General features: G+C 64.5%; 18 protein-coding genes. 12 read left to right on the top strand and 6 right to left on the bottom strand.

Features of this window, described 5'->3' with window-relative positions:
* The first annotated feature begins 337 nt into the window (after positions 1–337).
* Complete coding sequence (locus CK230_RS06870; protein WP_245429839.1) at positions 338–1495, top strand: YbfB/YjiJ family MFS transporter; 1158 nt, start codon at positions 338–340, stop codon at positions 1493–1495.
* A 122-nt stretch (positions 1496–1617) separates the two neighbouring features.
* Positions 1618–2880 (top strand): peptide antibiotic transporter SbmA, encoded by a 1263-nt coding sequence (sbmA, locus tag CK230_RS06865; RefSeq protein ID WP_095816391.1) that lies wholly within the window; start codon positions 1618–1620, stop codon positions 2878–2880.
* Positions 2881–2913: 33 nt separating this feature from the next.
* On the opposite strand, the gene CK230_RS06860 is transcribed toward sbmA, so the two are convergent.
* Positions 2914–3927 carry a polysaccharide deacetylase family protein gene (locus CK230_RS06860; RefSeq protein ID WP_095816390.1) on the bottom strand — a complete coding sequence of 338 codons (1014 nt, stop codon included), beginning with the start codon at positions 3925–3927 and terminating at the stop codon, positions 2914–2916.
* A gap of 207 nt (positions 3928–4134) precedes the next feature.
* On the opposite strand from CK230_RS06860, the gene CK230_RS06855 reads away from it, so the two are divergent.
* Positions 4135–4800, top strand: coding sequence for a tetratricopeptide repeat protein (locus CK230_RS06855; protein WP_095816389.1), 666 nt, complete (start codon positions 4135–4137; stop codon positions 4798–4800).
* A gap of 67 nt (positions 4801–4867) precedes the next feature.
* Positions 4868–6298 carry a ribosome biogenesis GTPase Der gene (der, locus tag CK230_RS06850; RefSeq protein WP_095816388.1) on the top strand — a complete coding sequence of 477 codons (1431 nt, stop codon included), beginning with the start codon at positions 4868–4870 and terminating at the stop codon, positions 6296–6298.
* A gap of 259 nt (positions 6299–6557) precedes the next feature.
* On the opposite strand, the gene CK230_RS06845 is transcribed toward der, so the two are convergent.
* Complete coding sequence (locus tag CK230_RS06845) at positions 6558–7478, bottom strand: LysR substrate-binding domain-containing protein (RefSeq protein WP_095816387.1); 921 nt, start codon at positions 7476–7478, stop codon at positions 6558–6560.
* Positions 7479–7594: 116 nt separating this feature from the next.
* On the opposite strand from CK230_RS06845, the gene CK230_RS06840 reads away from it, so the two are divergent.
* The 7 genes from CK230_RS06840 to CK230_RS06810 all read left to right on the top strand — a co-directional run bounded on the left by CK230_RS06840 (position 7595) and on the right by CK230_RS06810 (position 13183).
* Positions 7595–8872, top strand: a complete 1278-nt coding sequence (locus tag CK230_RS06840) for an MFS transporter (protein ID WP_095816386.1) — start codon at positions 7595–7597, stop codon at positions 8870–8872.
* A gap of 173 nt (positions 8873–9045) precedes the next feature.
* On the top strand, positions 9046–10227 hold the full coding sequence (locus CK230_RS06835; protein ID WP_095816385.1) for a cell wall hydrolase: 1182 nt from the start codon (positions 9046–9048) through the stop codon (positions 10225–10227).
* A 289-nt stretch (positions 10228–10516) separates the two neighbouring features.
* The gene (locus CK230_RS06830) at positions 10517–10909 is read left to right on the top strand and encodes an AtpZ/AtpI family protein (RefSeq protein WP_095816384.1); all 393 of its coding nucleotides are present in this window, start codon (positions 10517–10519) and stop codon (positions 10907–10909) included.
* Positions 10910–10973: 64 nt separating this feature from the next.
* Complete coding sequence (locus tag CK230_RS06825) at positions 10974–11735, top strand: F0F1 ATP synthase subunit A (protein WP_095816383.1); 762 nt, start codon at positions 10974–10976, stop codon at positions 11733–11735.
* A 78-nt stretch (positions 11736–11813) separates the two neighbouring features.
* On the top strand, positions 11814–12041 hold the full coding sequence (locus tag CK230_RS06820; protein ID WP_095816382.1) for a F0F1 ATP synthase subunit C: 228 nt from the start codon (positions 11814–11816) through the stop codon (positions 12039–12041).
* Positions 12042–12098: 57 nt separating this feature from the next.
* Positions 12099–12680 carry a F0F1 ATP synthase subunit B gene (locus CK230_RS06815; protein ID WP_095816381.1) on the top strand — a complete coding sequence of 194 codons (582 nt, stop codon included), beginning with the start codon at positions 12099–12101 and terminating at the stop codon, positions 12678–12680.
* 11 nt (positions 12681–12691) lie between these two features.
* On the top strand, positions 12692–13183 hold the full coding sequence (locus tag CK230_RS06810; protein WP_095816380.1) for a F0F1 ATP synthase subunit B: 492 nt from the start codon (positions 12692–12694) through the stop codon (positions 13181–13183).
* A gap of 396 nt (positions 13184–13579) precedes the next feature.
* On the opposite strand, the gene CK230_RS06805 is transcribed toward CK230_RS06810, so the two are convergent.
* Together CK230_RS06805 and CK230_RS06800 are read right to left on the bottom strand one after the other, a co-directional pair.
* Positions 13580–14275, bottom strand: coding sequence for a ribonuclease HII (locus CK230_RS06805; protein ID WP_095816379.1), 696 nt, complete (start codon positions 14273–14275; stop codon positions 13580–13582).
* A 195-nt stretch (positions 14276–14470) separates the two neighbouring features.
* Positions 14471–15625, bottom strand: a complete 1155-nt coding sequence (locus CK230_RS06800) for a PA0069 family radical SAM protein (protein WP_141246000.1) — start codon at positions 15623–15625, stop codon at positions 14471–14473.
* A gap of 149 nt (positions 15626–15774) precedes the next feature.
* On the opposite strand from CK230_RS06800, the gene CK230_RS06795 reads away from it, so the two are divergent.
* Positions 15775–16278 (top strand): glycosyltransferase, encoded by a 504-nt coding sequence (locus CK230_RS06795; RefSeq protein WP_095816377.1) that lies wholly within the window; start codon positions 15775–15777, stop codon positions 16276–16278.
* Between the two features lie 11 nt (positions 16279–16289).
* Here CK230_RS06795 and moaB read toward each other — a convergent pair whose 3' ends face one another.
* The gene (gene moaB / locus CK230_RS06790; RefSeq protein ID WP_095816376.1) at positions 16290–16847 is read right to left on the bottom strand and encodes a molybdenum cofactor biosynthesis protein B; all 558 of its coding nucleotides are present in this window, start codon (positions 16845–16847) and stop codon (positions 16290–16292) included.
* Positions 16834–17727, bottom strand: coding sequence for a 4-(cytidine 5'-diphospho)-2-C-methyl-D-erythritol kinase (locus tag CK230_RS06785; protein ID WP_095816375.1), 894 nt, complete (start codon positions 17725–17727; stop codon positions 16834–16836). Before CK230_RS06785 ends, moaB begins: the two co-directional genes overlap by 14 nt.
* Between the last annotated feature and the right edge of the window lie 6 nt (positions 17728–17733).

Below are 17733 nucleotides of genomic sequence, written 5' to 3'. Positions count from 1 at the left end.
CTGGTGTTGCCAGAGCCAGGACCGCTGCGCTGACCAAGCAAGGTTCGGATCGGCGCCCAGTCCAGTTCCTTCGCTATTAGGTCGAAGATCGTCTCATCCGACGCCGCAAAACCGTCCGCCAGGCTCAGCTGACCAAGCACCCGATCCACCATCGCGAATCCTCCTTGCCGGATATCCGCATGGAATCACCGATCCGATTCTGTGCAAAGCCCTCCACCGGGGAGAGGTCAGCCGAGCGAAGCGGAGGCTGGGTGAGGGGACGTCTACTCCTGGGGCGCACCGCTGGCCCAACGCAAACGCATTGTTTCGCGGACGCGCATTCTTATTGTGCGCCGCGATGAACGCCTCGCCATCCCCCTTGCGTCTTGCTCTCGCCGGCATGACAGCGCTTGCCGTCGCCATGGGCATCGGCCGCTTCGTCTACACGCCGATCCTGCCCGGCATGATGGAGGCGTTGCATTTGACGCCGGCCGATGCCGGCTGGATCGCCTCCGCCAATTACCTCGGCTATCTCGTCGGCGCGCTGGCTGCCGCGGGCGGCTGGGCGCATGGCCGTGAGCGCATGCTGATGTTCGCCAGCCTCGCCGCCAGCGCCTTGCTTGCCGGCCTGATGGGCCTGAACGAGACGATGGCCGCCTTTCTCGTCATCCGTTTCCTCGCCGGCCTCGCCAGCGCTTTCGTCATGGTGTTCATGTCCTCGATCGTCTTCAGCCATCTCGCCGAAGCCGGCCGCGGCAATCTGCAGGCGCTGCATTTCGGCGGCGTCGGCCTGGGCATCGCGGCATCCTCGGCGCTGCTGGCCGTCCTGGTCACCGAGCATGCCGATTGGACGGCGGGCTGGCTCTGGTCGGGAGCGATCTCGCTGGCCGGCCTGCTTCTGGTCGCGCTGCTTGCCGGCGCCGCCAGGCCAGCCAATGGCGTTGCCGGCCGCGAGCCGGCGCTGCCCAGAGACAGGTCGCTGACCAAAATGATCGTCGCCTACGGGCTGTTCGGCTTCGGCTATGTGGTGACCGCGACGTTTCTGATCGCCATTGTCCGCCAGGGCGGCGGCAGCCGCGTCTTCGAGGCAAGCGTCTGGATGGTCGCCGGCCTCGCCGGCTTTCCTTCGACATGGTTCTGGCAGAAGCTGGCCGTGCGGATCGGCCTCTACGCCGCCTATGCGGTCACCTGCCTGATCGAGGTGGTCGGCGTCACCGCCAGCGTCGCCGTCAACGGCTCCACCGGACCGCTGATTGCCGGCGTCCTGCTTGGCGGCACCTTCATCGCCATCACCGCGCTCGGCCTGCAGGTTGCGAGGCAGCTCGCGCCGCAATCGCCGCGCCGCGTCTTCGCGGTGATGACGGCGGCCTTTGGCCTCGGCCAGATCGTCGGCCCGATCGCCGCCGGCCTGCTCGCTCAGGCATCGGGCAATTATACCCTTGCATCGATCATGGCGGCGGCGGCGCTGCTCGCCTCCGGCGTCATTGCCTGGTCGGCCGCGCCAAAATCGCCATGATTTGCGGCCTTGTTCGATGCCGGGCATGGGGCAGGGCATTTTCTTTCCCGCTGATGTGTGACCTTATGCCCGCCGAACAGCAACGCCGCTGATTTGCGGTCAGACCGAGGAAACCCGCCACAGTGTTCGTATCTTTCTTCCCGCAGCCGAAGCTTTTCTTCACCTCGGCCGCCCTCTGGAGCGCGGTCATGGTCGCCGTTTGGTTTCTGGGCGGCGAGCAGATTGGCGCTCTCATCGGACTGCCTCCTGCCGCAGCGGACGCGCCACCGATCATCGGAGTCTCGGTGTTCTGGTCGCCTCCATTTCTTTGGTTCTATGTCTATTTCACACTGGGCGTGCTGCTCTTTCACTCCTTCTGGCACTGGTATTCTCCGCATCCGTGGGACCGCTGGTCGATCCTTGGAAGTTCATTGATATTATTCACGACCTATTTCCAGGTTCAGGTGAGCGTGGCGATCAACGCTTGGTACGGTCCCTTTTGGGATCTCATTCAGGGCATTGTCAGCAAAAGCGTGAAAGCTACCGAAGGCGATGTCTATGCGCAGATAATAACGTTTCTGGGTATCGCGCTTGTAGCTGTCACCGTCTATGTTCTGACGAACTTCTTTGTCAGTCACTGGGTGTTCCGCTGGCGCACGGCAATGAACGACTACTACATGTCTTATTGGCCTAGGTTGCGCGAAATCGAGGGGGCGTCCCAGCGTGTCCAGGAAGACACGATGCGCTTTTCGCGCATCATGGAGGATCTTGGGACAAGCTTTATCGACTCCATCATGACGTTGATTGCCTTCATGCCGATCTTGCTAGCTTACTCGAAGCACATCACTGTGTTGCCATTCGTAGGTCAGGTTCCGCAACCTCTTGTTTTGGCTGCGATATTTTGGGCGGTATTTGGAACAGTATGCATTGCCGTCGCGGGCATTAAGTTGCCTGGCCTGCAGTTCCGAAATCAGCGTGTCGAAGCCGCCTATCGTAAGGAGCTCGTTTACGGTGAGGACGATCCCACGCGTGCGCAACCACCGACTGTTGCCGAATTGTTCGGGCATGTTCGGCACAACTACTTCCGACTCTATTTTCACTACGTATATTTCAACGTGGTTCGCTATTTGTATTTACAATTGAACAACATATTCGCTCTTTTCCTGATGGCGCCGTCGATGGTCGCTGGAGCCCTGACGCTTGGGCTGATCAATCAGGTGAATTCGGCTTTTAGCCAAGTGACCAACTCATTTCAGTATCTGGTCAATTCGTGGTCGACGATCGTCGAGCTCCTGTCGGTTCACAAGCGCCTTCGCGCTTTCGAAGCGACAATCAAGGGCGAGCCACTTCCGGAAATCGACCAGCGTTATGTCGAGCGCAGGGAAACTGAACCCGATCCAGCCTGAAGGCGGGTCACGGCACAATGGAACAAGGGCGGCTCAGCCGCCCACGCTCGCCTGCGCCTGGCCGGTGCGCTGGCGTGCGACATAATCGCGAAAACTGATGCACTCGACATCGGCTTTCCCGCAGACCTCGCCGGCGAACCGCTCCAGCGCGTCCCAATAGGCGCCGCCGTTCATCAGCGTGAAGTGGAAGCCGAGTTCCAGCGGCACGCGCTGGCCGTCGTACTGAGCATCGAAGGCGGCGCGGAATGCCTGATAGGCGCGCTCGGTGAATTCGCCCGCCATCGCCGGTTTCTCGGCGCCGTCTGAATGGCGGACATAGAGATTGTAGTCCATGGCGACCACCGGCTTCGCCTTCGGCCCCTCCGGGATGAGGGGCAGGGCAAAGCGGGTTATGCCGTTCCTGGTCGGCGGCAGTTCGGCACCGTTCGAGACACCGCTCGCGTCGTACTGGAAGCCGGCCTCGGGCAGCGCTTCGTAAAGCGCCTTGTCGGTCGACAGATACGGCGCGCGGAAACCCGTCACGGCATGACGGGCGAAATCGCGCCAGCCAGGCGGCTCGGGCGAGATGCCGTTGATGGCGTAGGCATTTTCGAAAATGCGCCGCGCGGAGGCGAATTCGGCCAGCCAGTCCGCCTTGCTCCATGCCTTACCGTCGAAATGGCCGCAGGCATGGCTGCCGATGTCGTGGCCCTCGACCGCGGCCAGCCGGACCTGCTCGAGCCGGTCCGCGACGTCCTGTTTCGAGGCGCCGAAGCCGACATTGGATTTGCCGGCGGCTTTGCCGGGGCCGGCATAGTCCTGCCGCGTTTCCGGCGAGAGCAGGAAGACGCAGGACAGGAAATAAGTGAAATGCGCGCCTGTGCGCTTTGCCAGCGCCCGGCTTCGCTGCCAATGCGAGATTTCGCGGGCGGCATCGAACGAGATCAGCACGACCTGGTTGGGCCTGGCCGGCGAAACGGCTGGCGGCTTCGGCGGATCGGCGAAGGCCGCATTGGCCGAGGCCAGCGAAGCAAGACTATATGCAAGGACGCGGTACGAACGCAGCATTGGCAACTTTCTGGCGGGACCCCCCTCCGGCTGTTCGGAAGCTGGCTATCGCGCAAATGTGGCGCGGATGCGTTCGGGCAAGTCCTGTGGGTGCCGGGCATTCCCAGCCGATTTTCCGGCCCGCCCCCTTCCATGCCGACAAAATTTCGCTAAAACGCGGGCTCAAGAAGCGCCGCGATGGTTTGTGGCCGCAATGGTTAGTGATTGATGTCGGACGACAGTTTTATCCGCGAAGTGAACGAAGAGATTCGTCGCGAGCAGGCGCAGAAGCTATGGGATCGTTTTGGTCCGGCCATTCTGGGCATCGCCATCCTGATCGTGCTCGGCACCGCCGCCGTCGTCGGCTACCGCTATTGGGACGAGACCCGCGCCAATCGTTCAGGTGATGCTTTCTCGGCGGCCCTCAAGCTCGCCAATGACGGCAAGAACGACGAGGCGATCGCCGCGCTCGACCAGCTGGAGAAGGACGGCTACGGCGCCTATCCGCTGCTCGCTCGCATGCGCGCCGCGACCGTCAAGGCCGACAAGGGCGATGTCGACGGCGCGGTCAAGGATTTCGACGACGTCGCGGCCGACAGCGCCATTCCCGCCGGCATTCGCGACATGGCGAGGCTGAGGGCAGCCCTGCTGCTCGTCGACCATGGCTCTTACGCCGATGTCTCCAGCCGGGTCGAGGCACTCACCGCCGATACCAATCCGCTGCGCCATTCGGCGCGCGAGGCGCTTGGCCTTGCCGCCTGGAAGGACGGCAAGTCGGCCGACGCGCTCAAACTGTTCGACCAGATCTCTTCGGATGACGGTGCCCCGCGCAATGTGCGCCAGCGGGCGCAGCTGATGTCCGAGCTGATCCGCGGGTCGGGCAACGCGTCGTGATTGCATGTCGCCCAAAAGTGCGCAGCGGTTTTGGGACAAACGACATGCAAAATAAACGGTAGATTGGATGGGCTTCAAAGTCGCCATCATCGGTCGGCCTAACGTCGGCAAATCGACTCTTTTCAATCGGCTGGTCGGAAAGAAGCTGGCGCTTGTCGACGACACGCCGGGCGTCACGCGCGACCGCCGCGTCCATGCCGCCAAGCTTTACGACCTGCATTTCGACGTTATCGACACCGCCGGTTTCGAGGACGCGGCTGCCTCGACGCTGCCCGGCCGCATGCGCCAGCAGACCGAGATCGCCATCCGCGAGGCCGACCTCATCTTCTTCACCGTCGATGCCAAATCCGGCCTGATGCCGGACGACCGCACCTTCGCCGACGTCGTGCGCAAATCCGGCAAGCCGGTGGTTCTTGTCGCCAACAAGGCCGAGGCGCGGGGCGCTCAAGGGGGGATGCTTGAGGCCTGGGAGCTTGGCCTCGGCGAACCGATTCCGGTTTCGGCCGAGCACGGCCAGGGCATGCCCGACCTGCGCGACGCGGTGATCGAAGCGCTTGGCGAGGAGCGTGTCTTCGGCGAGGACGACGAGGAAGACAGCGGCGAGATCGCCGCCAGCGAGGCGCTGATCGGCGAGGACATCGCCGACCCGGACGCTGAAGCACCCTATGACGACACCAAGCCGCTGCGCATCGCCGTGGTCGGCCGTCCGAATGCCGGCAAGTCGACGCTGATCAACGCGCTGATCGGCGAGGAGCGGCTGCTCACCGGTCCGGAAGCCGGCATCACCCGCGATTCGATCTCGGTCGACTGGGACTGGCGCAGCCGCCGCATCAAGCTGTTCGACACCGCCGGCATGCGGCGCAAGTCGAAGGTGCAGGAGAAGCTGGAAAAGCTTTCGGTGCAGGACGGCCTGCGCGCCATCCGCTTCGCCGAGATCGTCATCATCGTGCTCGACGCTACCATCCCCTTCGAGAAGCAGGACCTGCAGATCGCCGACCTGATCATCCGCGAGGGCAGGGCGCCGGTGATCGCCTTCAACAAATGGGACCTGATCGACAATCCGCAGGAGCTCTTGTCCGAGCTGCGCGAGAAGACCGAGCGGCTCTTGCCGCAGGTGCGCGGCATCCAGGCGGTGACGGTCTCGGCCGAGACCGGGCGCGGCCTAGACAAGCTGATGGAAAGCATCATCAAGACGCACAAGGTGTGGAACAGCCGCGTCTCGACCGGCAAGCTCAACCGCTGGCTGGAAGGCATCCTGGCACATCACCCGCCGCCCGCCGTCGCCGGCCGCCGGCTGAAGATTAAATATGTCACCCAGGCCAAGACGCGCCCGCCGGGCTTTGTCGTCTCCTGCTCGCGGCCGGACGCGATGCCGCAATCCTATGTCCGCTACCTGACCAACAGCCTGCGCGAGGCCTTCGACATGCCCGGCGTGCCGATCCGCATGGCGCTGCGCACCTCGGACAATCCGTTTGCTGGTCGGGCGAAGAAGCGGTGAGGTTTATCTCGGTCGCGGGTTAGAATCCTCGCAACGCTGGCGGGACAGCACCCCCCTCTGCCCTGCCGGGCATCTCCCCCGCAAGGGGGGAGATCAGCAGCTCCGCTGACGGCGCTCGTCCTGCAACGTCGGCGATTAGCGAAAGCCTGCGCGACATCTAGTCTCCCCCCTTGCGGGGGAGATGTCCGGCAGGACAGAGGGGGGTGTGACGGAACGCGACGCCGGGTACTTCGATCTGCAGCGCTTCTTGTTCGAAAAGCTAGGCGACCTTTGGCAAGCTCTCCTTGGCCTGTGCCCCCTCCGGCAGCGTCTCCAGCGCCGCCTGCAGAAGAATCTCCGCCAGCCGCGCCGCCACCGGGTCGAGCTCGGCGTCCTTCTGGTGCAGATGCAGCGCCATCATCGGCAGGGCGGGGAGCCCGAGCACGCCCGGCGCGATCGCCCTGACATTGGCGGGCAGGCCGATATCGGTGCGAATCGTCAGGCCAAGGCCAGCCGCCACCGCCGCCCAGATGCCGCCGAGGCTGGGGCTGGAGAAAGCCATGCGCCAGGGCTTGCCGGCGCGGTCGAGCGTTTCGGTCGCGACCGTGCGCAAGAGGCAAGGCGCCTCGAACACCACCAGCGGCAGCGGCTCGCCATTGCGCGGACCGGCCTCGATCGGCTTGGCCGGACCGATCCAGCGCGCCTGCACATCGGCGACATGCCGGCTGTAGGGCAGGGTGGTGCCGTCATGCCAGGCGAGCGCGATGTCGAGATTGCCTGACAGGACGCGCTCAGCCAGGTCGTGGCTGCGTCCGATCCGCGCCTCGATGCGGACCTTGGGATGCGCACGGGCGAAGCGGCCGAGCACCTCGGGCAGCACCGCCTCGCCGAAATCCTCCTGCAGACCAAGCCGCACCCAGCCTTCCAGCTCGACGCCGCGGATGGCGGAAGCCGCTTCGTCGTTGAGCTCGACCAGCCGGCGTGCATAGCCAAGCATGGTTTCGCCGGCTTCGGTCAATGCCAAGCCGCGTCCCGCCTTGCGGAAGATCGGCGTATCCGCCTGCTCTTCCAGCTTCTTCAATTGCGCGCTGACTGCGGACGTCGAGCGTCCCAGCCGTTCGGCCGCCTTGGCGAAGCTGCCCAGCTCCATGCCGGTGACGAATGTTCTGAGGACATCGAGGTCGAATGTGACGCGGCGCATTAGATTGTCCCAATTTTCAGGAGTATTGATCAAAAACTTCCTGATTTTATGGATGAAGCTATGGCGCTACATCCCATCCGTCAAGCCGGACAACCGGCCGCAACGGGAATGAGCTCATGTCAGCCATCGTCACACGCAACGACTGCCGGCCGCCAGTGGGAGACGTTGCCGGCAAACCTGCTCGCCGCGCCTTCGGCCCCAATCATCGCTGGAAGGTGCTGGGCATCGGCGTTGCCGCCAATGCCGGCTTCTCCGCCACCTTCTCCGGCGTTCCGGCGACCGCTGTGGTGATGCGCCAGGGCTACCATCTCGACAATGCCTCGCTCGGCCTCGCGCTCGGGCTGCTCGGCCTCGGCGTGGCGCTGAGCGAACTGCCCTGGGGCGTGCTCACCGACCGGTGGGGCGACCGCCGCGTGCTCTTGACCGGGCTCGGCGCGACGGCGGCATGGCTTCTCATCATGGCGCTGCTCGTCGTACCGACGAGAACAACCATTCCCGGTGTCACGCTGCTCTCGGCAAGCCTGCTAGTCGCCGGCCTGCTCGGCGGCAGCGTCAACGGCTCCAGCGGCCGCGCCATCATGGGCTGGTTCGGCGAGGGCGAGCGCGGCTTCGCCATGAGCATCAGGCAGACGGCGGTGCCGCTCGGCGGCGGGCTGGGCGCGCTCGTGCTGCCTTCGTTGGCGCTGGCTTTGGGCTTCACGGCGGTATTCGGCCTGCTTGCGGCCGTCTCCGCCGTTTCGGCCTATTTTGCCTGGCGCTGGCTGCACGAGCCGCCGGTGGAAAGCGGCGCTCACGCCGCGGCGGCGGCGAGCGGGCCGGCGCCGTTGCGCAACATCGAGGTCTGGCGTATCTCGACCGCCATCGGCCTGCTCTGCTTCCCGCAGGTCGCGATGCTGACCTTCGCCTCGGTCTTCCTGCACGACTTCGCCGGCATGGGCACCATCGTGACCAGCGCAACCCTTGCTGCCGTGCAGACCGGCGCCATGGTGTTGCGCGTCTGGAGCGGCCGCTTCACCGACCGCCACGGCAACCGCCGTCCGTTCCTGAAAGTCTGCAGCGCGTTGAGCGCGTTGGCCTTCCTGGTGCTGTGGCTGCTGGTGACGGGCGCCGCCGCAATCCCCGCGCTGCTGCCGCTGCTTCCATTGGCGGTCGTCATCGCCGGCATATTCGTCTCCGCCTGGCACGGCGTCGCCTATACCGAGCTTGCCACGCTTGCCGGCGCCGCTCATGTCGGCACCGCGCTCAGCCTTGCCAACAGCTTCGTCTTCATCGGCTTCTGCCTAGTGCCGATCGCCATTCCGTGGCTGCTGGTGGCATTTGCCTGGCCGGGCGTATGGCTGGCGGCCGCGATCTGCGCGGCGCTCGCCTGGCCGATCTTCCTGCGCCAAGCCTGATTCACCCAAGCCTCGTGCACACCCATCAGGTCCGATTCTTCATCGACCCGCTGTGGAAACTGCGGGCCGGCTCTCCTCAAACATGAAAAGAACACGATCGATGTCGTTAACCCCGCATCAAGGTTAATGCATCATTTTGGCTCTCCGGGGTCAGTAGCGTTCTGGAGAGTTCCGTGCATCGACGCGTTTCATTGCGGCTTGCCGCCGCCGCCGTTGCGAAAAAACGTTCCTTCCTTCCTCCTTTGGTGCTCGGGCTCGGCATGTGGATCGGCTTTCCGTCGGTAGTCGCCTATCAGGATATCACCAGCCTGATCACCGGCCTGGAAACGCCCAACGCCCGCTGGAACGCCTATATCGAGAAATCCGCCGCCGGCTCGGTGCATGCCGCCGAAATGCCGTTCATCGATTCCACCGCCACCGGCTCGATCTCCGGCTCCGGCGTCAATCTGCCGGGCTTGGGCATCGTCGCCTTCCGCGGCAAGGGCAACGCCGCGGGCGCCACGCCCGATGAGGATCGTGTCGTGCGCGCCGACAAGAAGGGCCGCCTCGTTCAGGTCTCGCCCGTCGCGCCGCCCAAGAATTTCAGCGCCGGCTCGATCTTCGAGCGCACCTCTTCGCTGCTGCGTCCCTCGATGGACAGCGGCCTGAAGCTCACCTTCGCCAAGCCGGGCATCAAGGGCAAGGAAGTTCAGATCGCCCAAGCCTTCCATCTGCGCGAGGAGAAGAGGCCTGACGAGGTCCTGCCGGCGGCGCTTGTCGCCCTCGTCAACAACGACAAGCCGGATGTCCTCGCGACCGCCTATGCCCAGTCGGCGCCCGACTATGCCAAGGCCTCGCCCTTCGAGGCGCTGCTGCAGGACGATCCGAACGACGGCCGCTTCATCCCACCGATGGGCAAGGGCGACCATGCCTGGCTGCAGAACCCGCTGCCGGCCAGCGTCTTTTCCAAGCCCGAGCAGGCCTGCCTTGCCAAGGGCATCTATTTCGAGGCGCGCAGCGAGCCCGTTCGCGGCCAGGCAGCGGTTGCCCAGGTGATCCTGAACCGCGTCCGCAATCCGGCCTATCCGAAGACCATCTGCGGCGTCGTCTACCAGAACGACGACTGGTTCAATCGCTGCCAGTTCTCCTTCGCCTGCGACGGCAGGAAGAAGACAATCACCGACCAGGCTTCCTATAAGACCGCTCAGGAGGTCGCCATGGCGGTGACCGCCGGCAAGATTTTCATTCCCGAGGTCGGCTCGTCGACGCATTACTACGCCAACTACGTCCATCCCGGCTGGGCCCGCGCCATGCAGCGCATGACCCGGATCGGCCTGCACATCTTCTACCGCACCTATGGCGGCGGCTGGAGCTGAGCCGTCGCGCGGCTTGAACTGGACCCGCCTGAACGCCGCCTCCGGCAATGCTCCCGGCGGCCCGGCACCCGTGCCGATCGGTGCGGCTTGTCGCCAGGATTCGCGCCGTCACCTCACGCGGCCGTGAAGGGCACGATGTCGCACCTCGATAACTCATTGTTTTAACAGAGAAAAATACATCGCTTGGAAGTTCGGCCCGTGGCTTGACGGGCGCGGACCCTCTAACTATGTTGCCGGCGACTTTAGAAGCGGACGGACGGCAATCGTCTGCCCGGGCAGGGGGGTTGCGATGGCCAACAAAACCGGGCCAGACGGAACCGGAGAAACCGGCCGCGGCAGGCAGCCAGAAGCCACCATCCGCGACGACGAACTTGAGCGCCGCCGGCGCGATCTCGAAGCATCGCTCGCGACGAGACGCACGGACCGGCTCGAGGGGAAAGACGAAGCGAAAGCTGCGACCGGTTACGGTCAGGCGCTGAAACTGTCCAGCGAGTTCATCGCCGGAGTGGTGGTTGGTGTCGGCTTGGGCTGGATTATCGACCGCCTGGCGGGAACGACGCCTTGGGGTCTGATCGTGGGCCTGTTGCTTGGCTTTGGTGCCGGTATACTCAATGTCCTGCGTTCGGCGGGACTGACATCGGAATTCGGCCAGAGCGGCAAGCCGCGCGAACCGAAAGAATAAAGTGGGCGCCCTGGGCGCTGAAGTGAACTTAAGAAGCCGATTGTGGCTTTGACGGGGATTTAAAGTGGCTGCTGCTGACAAGGTCGATCCGATCCACCAGTTCCAGATCCATCCGATCATCCCGCTGCATATCGGCGGCTACGACGTCTCGTTCACCAATTCCGCTCTGTTCATGGTCGTGACGGTTCTCGTCGCTTCCGCTTTCCTCTATATGAGCACCGCCAGTCGCGCCCTGATCCCGGGCCGCCTGCAGTCTGTCTCTGAAATGGCCTACGAGTTCGTCGGCAACATGCTGCGCGACGCCGCCGGCAAGCAGGGCATGCAGTTCTTCCCGCTGGTGTTCTCGCTGTTCATGTTCGTGCTGGCCGCCAATCTGATCGGCCTGTTCCCCTATTTCTTTACCGTCACCAGCCACCTCATCGTCACCTTCACGCTGGCGATCCTGGTCATCGGCACCGTCATCGTCTACGGCTTCGCCAAGCACGGCTTCGGCTTCCTCAAGCTGTTTGTGCCGCATGGCGTGCCGGGCTATCTGCTGCCGCTGGTGGTAGCGATCGAAGTCATTTCCTTCGTCTCGCGTCCTGTCAGCCTCTCGGTTCGTCTTTTCGCCAACATGCTGGCCGGGCACATCACGTTGAAGGTGTTTTCTGGCTTCGTTGTCAGCCTCAGCGCGCTGGGCGCCGTCGGCATCGCCGGTTCGATTCTGCCTTTAGCCATGGCCGTCGCGCTGACTGCCCTGGAGCTGCTGGTCGCCTTCCTGCAGGCCTACGTCTTCGCGGTGCTGACCTGCATGTATCTGAACGACGCGCTGCACCCGAGCCACTGATCGATTTCACCGGCGCCCCGGCGCCAGCATTCCTAACGTACCAACTGCAACGAACAAGCAAACCACAGGAGTTTTGAAATGGACGCAACTGCAGCAGCTGCTATCGGCGCTGGTATCGCCTGCATCGGCATGGGCGGCGCGGGCATCGGCCTCGGCAACATCTTCGGCAGCTACCTCTCGGGCGCGCTCCGCAACCCGTCGGCTGCTGACGGCCAGTTCGGCCGCTTGATCTTCGGCTTTGCCGTGACCGAGGCTCTGGGCATCTTCTCGCTCCTCATCGCGCTGCTGCTGGTGTTCACCAAGTAAGAAGCGCGCTGACAAAAGGGGCCGCATGGTGCGGCCCCGTATGGACAGGGGAATGAGATGTTCGTGACATCTGCCTTTGCGCAAGAAACCGCGCCGGCCGCGGCCGAAGGCGACACGCATGCGGGCACCGCGGTGCCTGCCGCGGAGCATGAAGCGTTCCCGCCGTTCGATGCCAAGACCTTCCCGTCGCAGATCCTGTGGCTGGTTATCACCTTCGGGCTCTTCTACCTGTTCCTGAAGCGCGTTGTGATGCCGCGTCTTGGCGGCATCATCGATGTCCGCAACGATCGCATCACCCAGGACCTCGACCATGCCGCAAGGCTGAAGGGCGAGGCGGATGCCGCCGTTGCCGCCTATGAGCAGGAACTGGCGGAGGCCAAGGCCAACGCCAACAAGATCGGCCAGCAGGCAAGCGACGCCGCCAAGGCGGACGCCGAGGGCACGCGCAAGAAGCTCGAGGCCGAGCTCGAGAAGAAGCTTGGCGAGGCCGAGGCGAGCATCGCCTCGATCAAGGCCAAGGCGATGAAGGAAGTCGGCACGATCGCCGAGGACACCACGTCGGCCATCGTCGAGGCGCTTGTCGGCGGCAAGGCCAACAAGTCCGAGATTGCGGCCGCGGTCAAATCCGCGAGCCGGTGAGGAGCGGGATCATGGACGCCACATCACTCGCCACGCTCTGGGCCGCTATCGCCCTATTCATCTTCCTCGGCGCCGTCATCTATCTGAAGGTGCCGGGCATGCTGACCAAGTCGCTCGACGCTCGCGCGGCCAAGATCAGCGGCGAGCTCGAGGAAGCGCGCAAGCTTCGCGAAGAGGCCCAGCAGTTGCTCGGCCAGTATCAGCAGAAGCGCAAGGAAGCCGAGAAGGAGGCTGCCGACATCGTCGCCGCGGCCAAGCGCGAGGCTGAACTGCTTGCTTCCGAGGCGCACAAGAAGACCGAGGACTACGTCGCCCGACGCACCGCGCTTGCCGAGCAGAAGATCAGCCAGGCCGAGCGCGAGGCCGTCAGCGAAGTGCGCGCCTCGGCCGTCGACATCGCCATCGAGGCCGCCCGCGCGCTGCTTGCGGCCAAGGTTGACGCCAAGGCCGGTGCGGATTTGTTCAAGTCGGCGCTCGATGACGTTAAGGCCAAGCTGAACTGAGCTGACTTCGAAGCTTCTGAATCAAAAGCCGCCTGGGCAACCCGGCGGCTTTTTTTGTTGTTTGAAAAGGGAGCGCGGCGCCGACGCTGCCAATCTCCCCCCTTGTGGGGGAGATGTCCGGCAGGACAGAGGGGGGCGCGAAGGATCGAGGCGCCTCAGAATCAAGGTTCCTCGCCCCACGAATGTGGGGAGAGGTGGCTCGGCGAAGCCGAGACGGAGAGGGGAGCGCCCCTAAGAAAAGAAGGCCCCTCTCCGTCCGCTTCGCGGCCACCTCTCCCCGCCTTTGGAGAGGCGAGGAACCCAAGCATTATTACGTCGGCGGGACAGCGCCCCCCTCTGTCCTGCCGGACATCTCCCCCACAAGGGGGGAGATCGGCCGTCACCGGCGCAGGCGCCTTACTCAAATCCGAGGAGAGTTTCTTCCTCAACCACCTCGGCCCCGCCCAACCTGAACGGCGCGAATGAGGTCCGATGCAGCCTTGCCACTGGGCCATGCGCCTCGATGGCGGTCCGGTGCCGCACCGTCGCATAGCCCATATGCACCTCGAAGCCGTAGTGTTCGTGATGCCCGCCGCAGCCGCACATCATGCGGTCACGCATCACTTTGGCGACGATGGAGGCGGCGGCGATCGACTGCGAGCGCTGGTCGCCCTTGATCAGCGCCCGGCCTTCGCAGGCGAGGCCGGGCGGAATGTCGCGACCGTCGGCCAAGGCGAGTTTCGGCTGCAACGAGAGGCCCGCGGCGGCGCGGCGCATCGCTTCGAGGCTGGCTTTCAGGATGTTGCTATTGTCGATGCCCTCGGCGCTGATCGAGGCCATCGATACGCTGAGCGCCGAGCCGAGAATCTTGAGGAACAGCGCCTCGCGCTGCAAATGGGTGAGGCGCTTGGAATCGTGGAGGCCTTCCGGAATATTGGCAGGGTTGAGCACCACCGCGGCGGCGACCACCGGTCCGGCGAGCGGACCGCGGCCAGCCTCATCCATGCCGGCGACCGGCCACAGCCCGTCGGCCATCGCCTTCGTCTCGATCGAGAAGTCGGGCTTCTCGACCATTTCAAAGAGAAGCGGAGAATCGGAACGCGCGCGAGCCATGGTGCGGCGAGGTTCGCATCGGCTCCGATTCTCCGCAAGTCCCTCCGGGTCGGGTGGGGCGCCGGACCGGGAAGGCACCGTCTCACGGCCGGGGGACAGCGGCCGGACGGGATTCTTCAAAGGGACTGCAATTCCAGGCGGAAAATCGGTTTGCCTGGGACTGCTTAACGCCGGCTGTCATGGCCGGTGCTGGCGTCAAAGCAGCATCAACTGCTCGCCGGCGCCTGACCCTGCGACGAATTGGTCGACGCGAAGCTGCCGTCGCTCGACATTGAGGCCGAGGCGCTTGGCCGCGATCTCGAAGCGCCGGCCGATCTGCCAGGCATAGGGACCGGCGCCCTTCATGCGCTTGCCCCACTCGGAATCGTAGTCCTTGCCGTCGCGCATCGAACGGATCAGCGACATCACATGCCGGTAGCGGTCCGGATAATGCCGCAGCAGCCAGTCCTTGAAGATCGGCGCCACTTCGAGCGGCAGGCGCAGGATGACGTAGCCGGCCTCCCTGGCGCCGGCAGCTCTGGCCGAATCGAGGATGCGCTCCATCTCCGGATCGGTCAGACCCGGGATGATCGGCGCCACCATCACGGAGGCCGGGATGCCGGCATCCGACAACTGCCTGATTGCCTCGAGCCGTTTCGTCGGCGTCGACGCACGCGGCTCCATGGTGCGGGCCAGCATCCGGTCCATCGTCGTCACCGACAGCGCCACCTTGGCAAGGCTGCGTTCTGCCATGCGCGACAGGATATCGATGTCGCGCGTCACCAACGCCGACTTCGTCACGATGCCGACCGGGTGTCCGCGCGCCTCCAGCACCTCGAGGATCTCGCGCATGATCCGGTACTGCTTCTCGATCGGCTGGTAGGGATCGGTGTTGGTGCCGATGGCGATGGTGCGCGGCTGGTAGCCGGGTTTCGACAGCTCCCGGTCCAGCATGCGCGCCGCATCCGGCTTGGCGAACAGCTTCGATTCGAAATCCAGCCCCGGCGACAGACCCATGAAGGCATGCGTTGGCCGGGCGAAGCAGTAGACGCAGCCGTGCTCGCAGCCGCGATAGGGATTGATCGAACGGTCGAAGGAAATGTCGGGCGACTCGTTGCGGGTGATGATGGTGCGCGGCTTCTCGACCTGCACCTCGGTCTTGAAGGGCGGCAGTTCCTCAAGCGAGTTCCAGCCGTCGTCGAAGACATGCCGGCTGACCGGCTCGAACCGGCCGGACGGGTTGATCCCGGCCGAGCGGCCGCGATTGCGGTCGGGCCGCACGCGCATGCCGCTCTGCTCGATCATCGCATTTGCCATCTCGGCTCTGCCTGCTCCGAAAGCGGCAATGTCGGCGCGTACGATCTGTTCCATTTTCGCCCTTTCCCAGGGACTGTCGGCGGGCTGTCGAATCGCTCTGTTCATGAAACTATTCCTATTTTGCCGATGAGAACAAATCAAGAACTTTTTCGACTGAAAAGCGTAACTGGCGCAAGCCGAGGCTTTCCGCTATTCGGCTAAGAATGCTTAGCGTTCTCATCGAGACCCGCAACGACGAAGAAGGCCTTGCCCGCACGCTAGCCTCTCTGGTCGGCGGCGCGGTAGAGGGCGTCGTGCGCGACGTCATCGTCTGCGATCAAGGCTCGACCGACCAGACGCATCGCGTGGCCGAACATGCCGGCTGCCACTATGTGACCAGCGGCATCAGCGTGGGTATCGGTCAGGCCAAGGGCGATTGGCTGCTGCTTCTGGAACCCGGCGCCCGGCTGGCCGAAGGCTGGATCGACGAGGTTGTCGCGCATACGGCAAAGCAGACCATGCCGGCGCGCTTTTCACGCGCCCGGGCCGATCGCGCGCCTTTCCTGGCCCGCGTCTTTTCGGGCAATCGTGCGCTCGCCGAGGGTCTCGTCGTCAGCAAGCGCCAGGCCTCGGCTCTGGCAAAGAGCGCGCGCAGCGCGGAAGCCCTGGCTCGGGGTCTCGCGACCAAGCGGTTGAACGCCGAAATCTGGGTCGCGCCGCCGAAGTGACGCCTGCGCCCTTACGAAGTGGGCTTGCCGCCGCGCCTCAAATGCTCGTCCAGCCGCGGCATGATTTCGACGAAGTTGCAGGGCATGTGCCGGTAGTCGAGCTGCGCCTTGATAATGCCGTCCCAAGCGTCCTTGCAGGCGCCGGGCGAGCCCGGCAGCACGAAGACGAAAGTGGCATTGACGACGCCGCCTGTCGCCCGGCTCTGGATCGTCGAGGTGCCGATCTTGTCGTAGGAGATGCGGTGGAAGACTTCCGAAAAGCCGTCCATGCGCTTTTCGAAGATCGGCTCCAGCGCCTCCGGTGTCACGTCGCGGCCGGTGAAGCCGGTACCGCCGGTGGTGATGACGACATCGATATTGTCGTCCTTCGACCAGCTGAGAACCTTGTCGCGGATCTTTTCGCGGTCGTCGGTCACGATATCGCGCGCGGCAAGCACATGGCCGGCTTCCGCGATGCGGTCGGCCAGCGTCTGGCCGGACTTGTCGTCGGCAAGGCTGCGCGTGTCGGATACCGTCAGCACCGCGATGCGCACCGGAATGAAGGGCCGGCTTTCGTCAAGCTTCGCCATCGCTCACCTCCATGCTGCGCGTGGCGGCCACGAACCAGTCGGGATGACGCGCACGGATCTCGATCGCCGCGCGCTTGGCGACATTGCCGGTCTCGAACAGGCCGAAGCATGTGGCGCCGGAGCCGGACATGCGCGCAAACGCAGCGTCGGCGCGCTTGAGCGCCTTCAGCGCGTCGCCGATCGCGGGTTGGATCGATCGGGCAGGGGGCTCGAGATCGTTGCGGGTCGTTTCCAGCCAGTTGCGGATGGCGTGGAAGTCGAGGCGCTTCGGCAGCGGCGGCAGCGCGTCATTGTCGCGACGGGAGAGCGCCTTGAACACGTCCGGCGTCGAGACGGCGATGCCCGGATTGACCAGGACGAGGCCAAGCGCCGGAAACGTGGAGAGCGGCGAAACCTCGTCGCCGATGCCGCTCGCCACAAGCGGCTTGCCCTTGAGGCACATCGGCAGGTCAGCGCCGAGCGAAAGCCCGATCCGGGCCAGCGAATTGTCGTCGGTATCGAGCTTCCAGAGCCGCGCGAGCGCGTTGAGCGCGGCCGCGGCGTCGCTGGAGCCGCCGCCGACGCCGGACGCGATCGGCAGGTTCTTTTCCAGTCTGATGGCGACGGGCGGCGTGCGCTGCGCGCCGGCTTCCCGGCGCAAGGCATCGCGCGCCTTCACCACCAGATTGCCGTCGTCGAGCGGCAGGCCGGCCGCATAGCGGCCGGATAGGGAGAACTCGTCATGCTCCGCCGGCTCGATTTCGAGACGGTCGCCGAAGCGGGTGAACACGGCAAGGCTGTCGATGAGATGATAGCCGTCGGCGCGCCGTCCGGTGACATGCAGCGCCAGGTTGATCTTGGCCGGCGCAAGCCATGTCCGGACCTCTGTGCCGGGCTCCAGGATGTC

The organism is Mesorhizobium sp. WSM3859, from assembly GCF_002295065.1.
GTDB lineage: Bacteria > Pseudomonadota > Alphaproteobacteria > Rhizobiales > Rhizobiaceae > Mesorhizobium.
The sequence above is the reverse complement of the archived record's forward strand: the minus strand, read 5'-3'. Positions and strand labels throughout refer to the sequence as shown.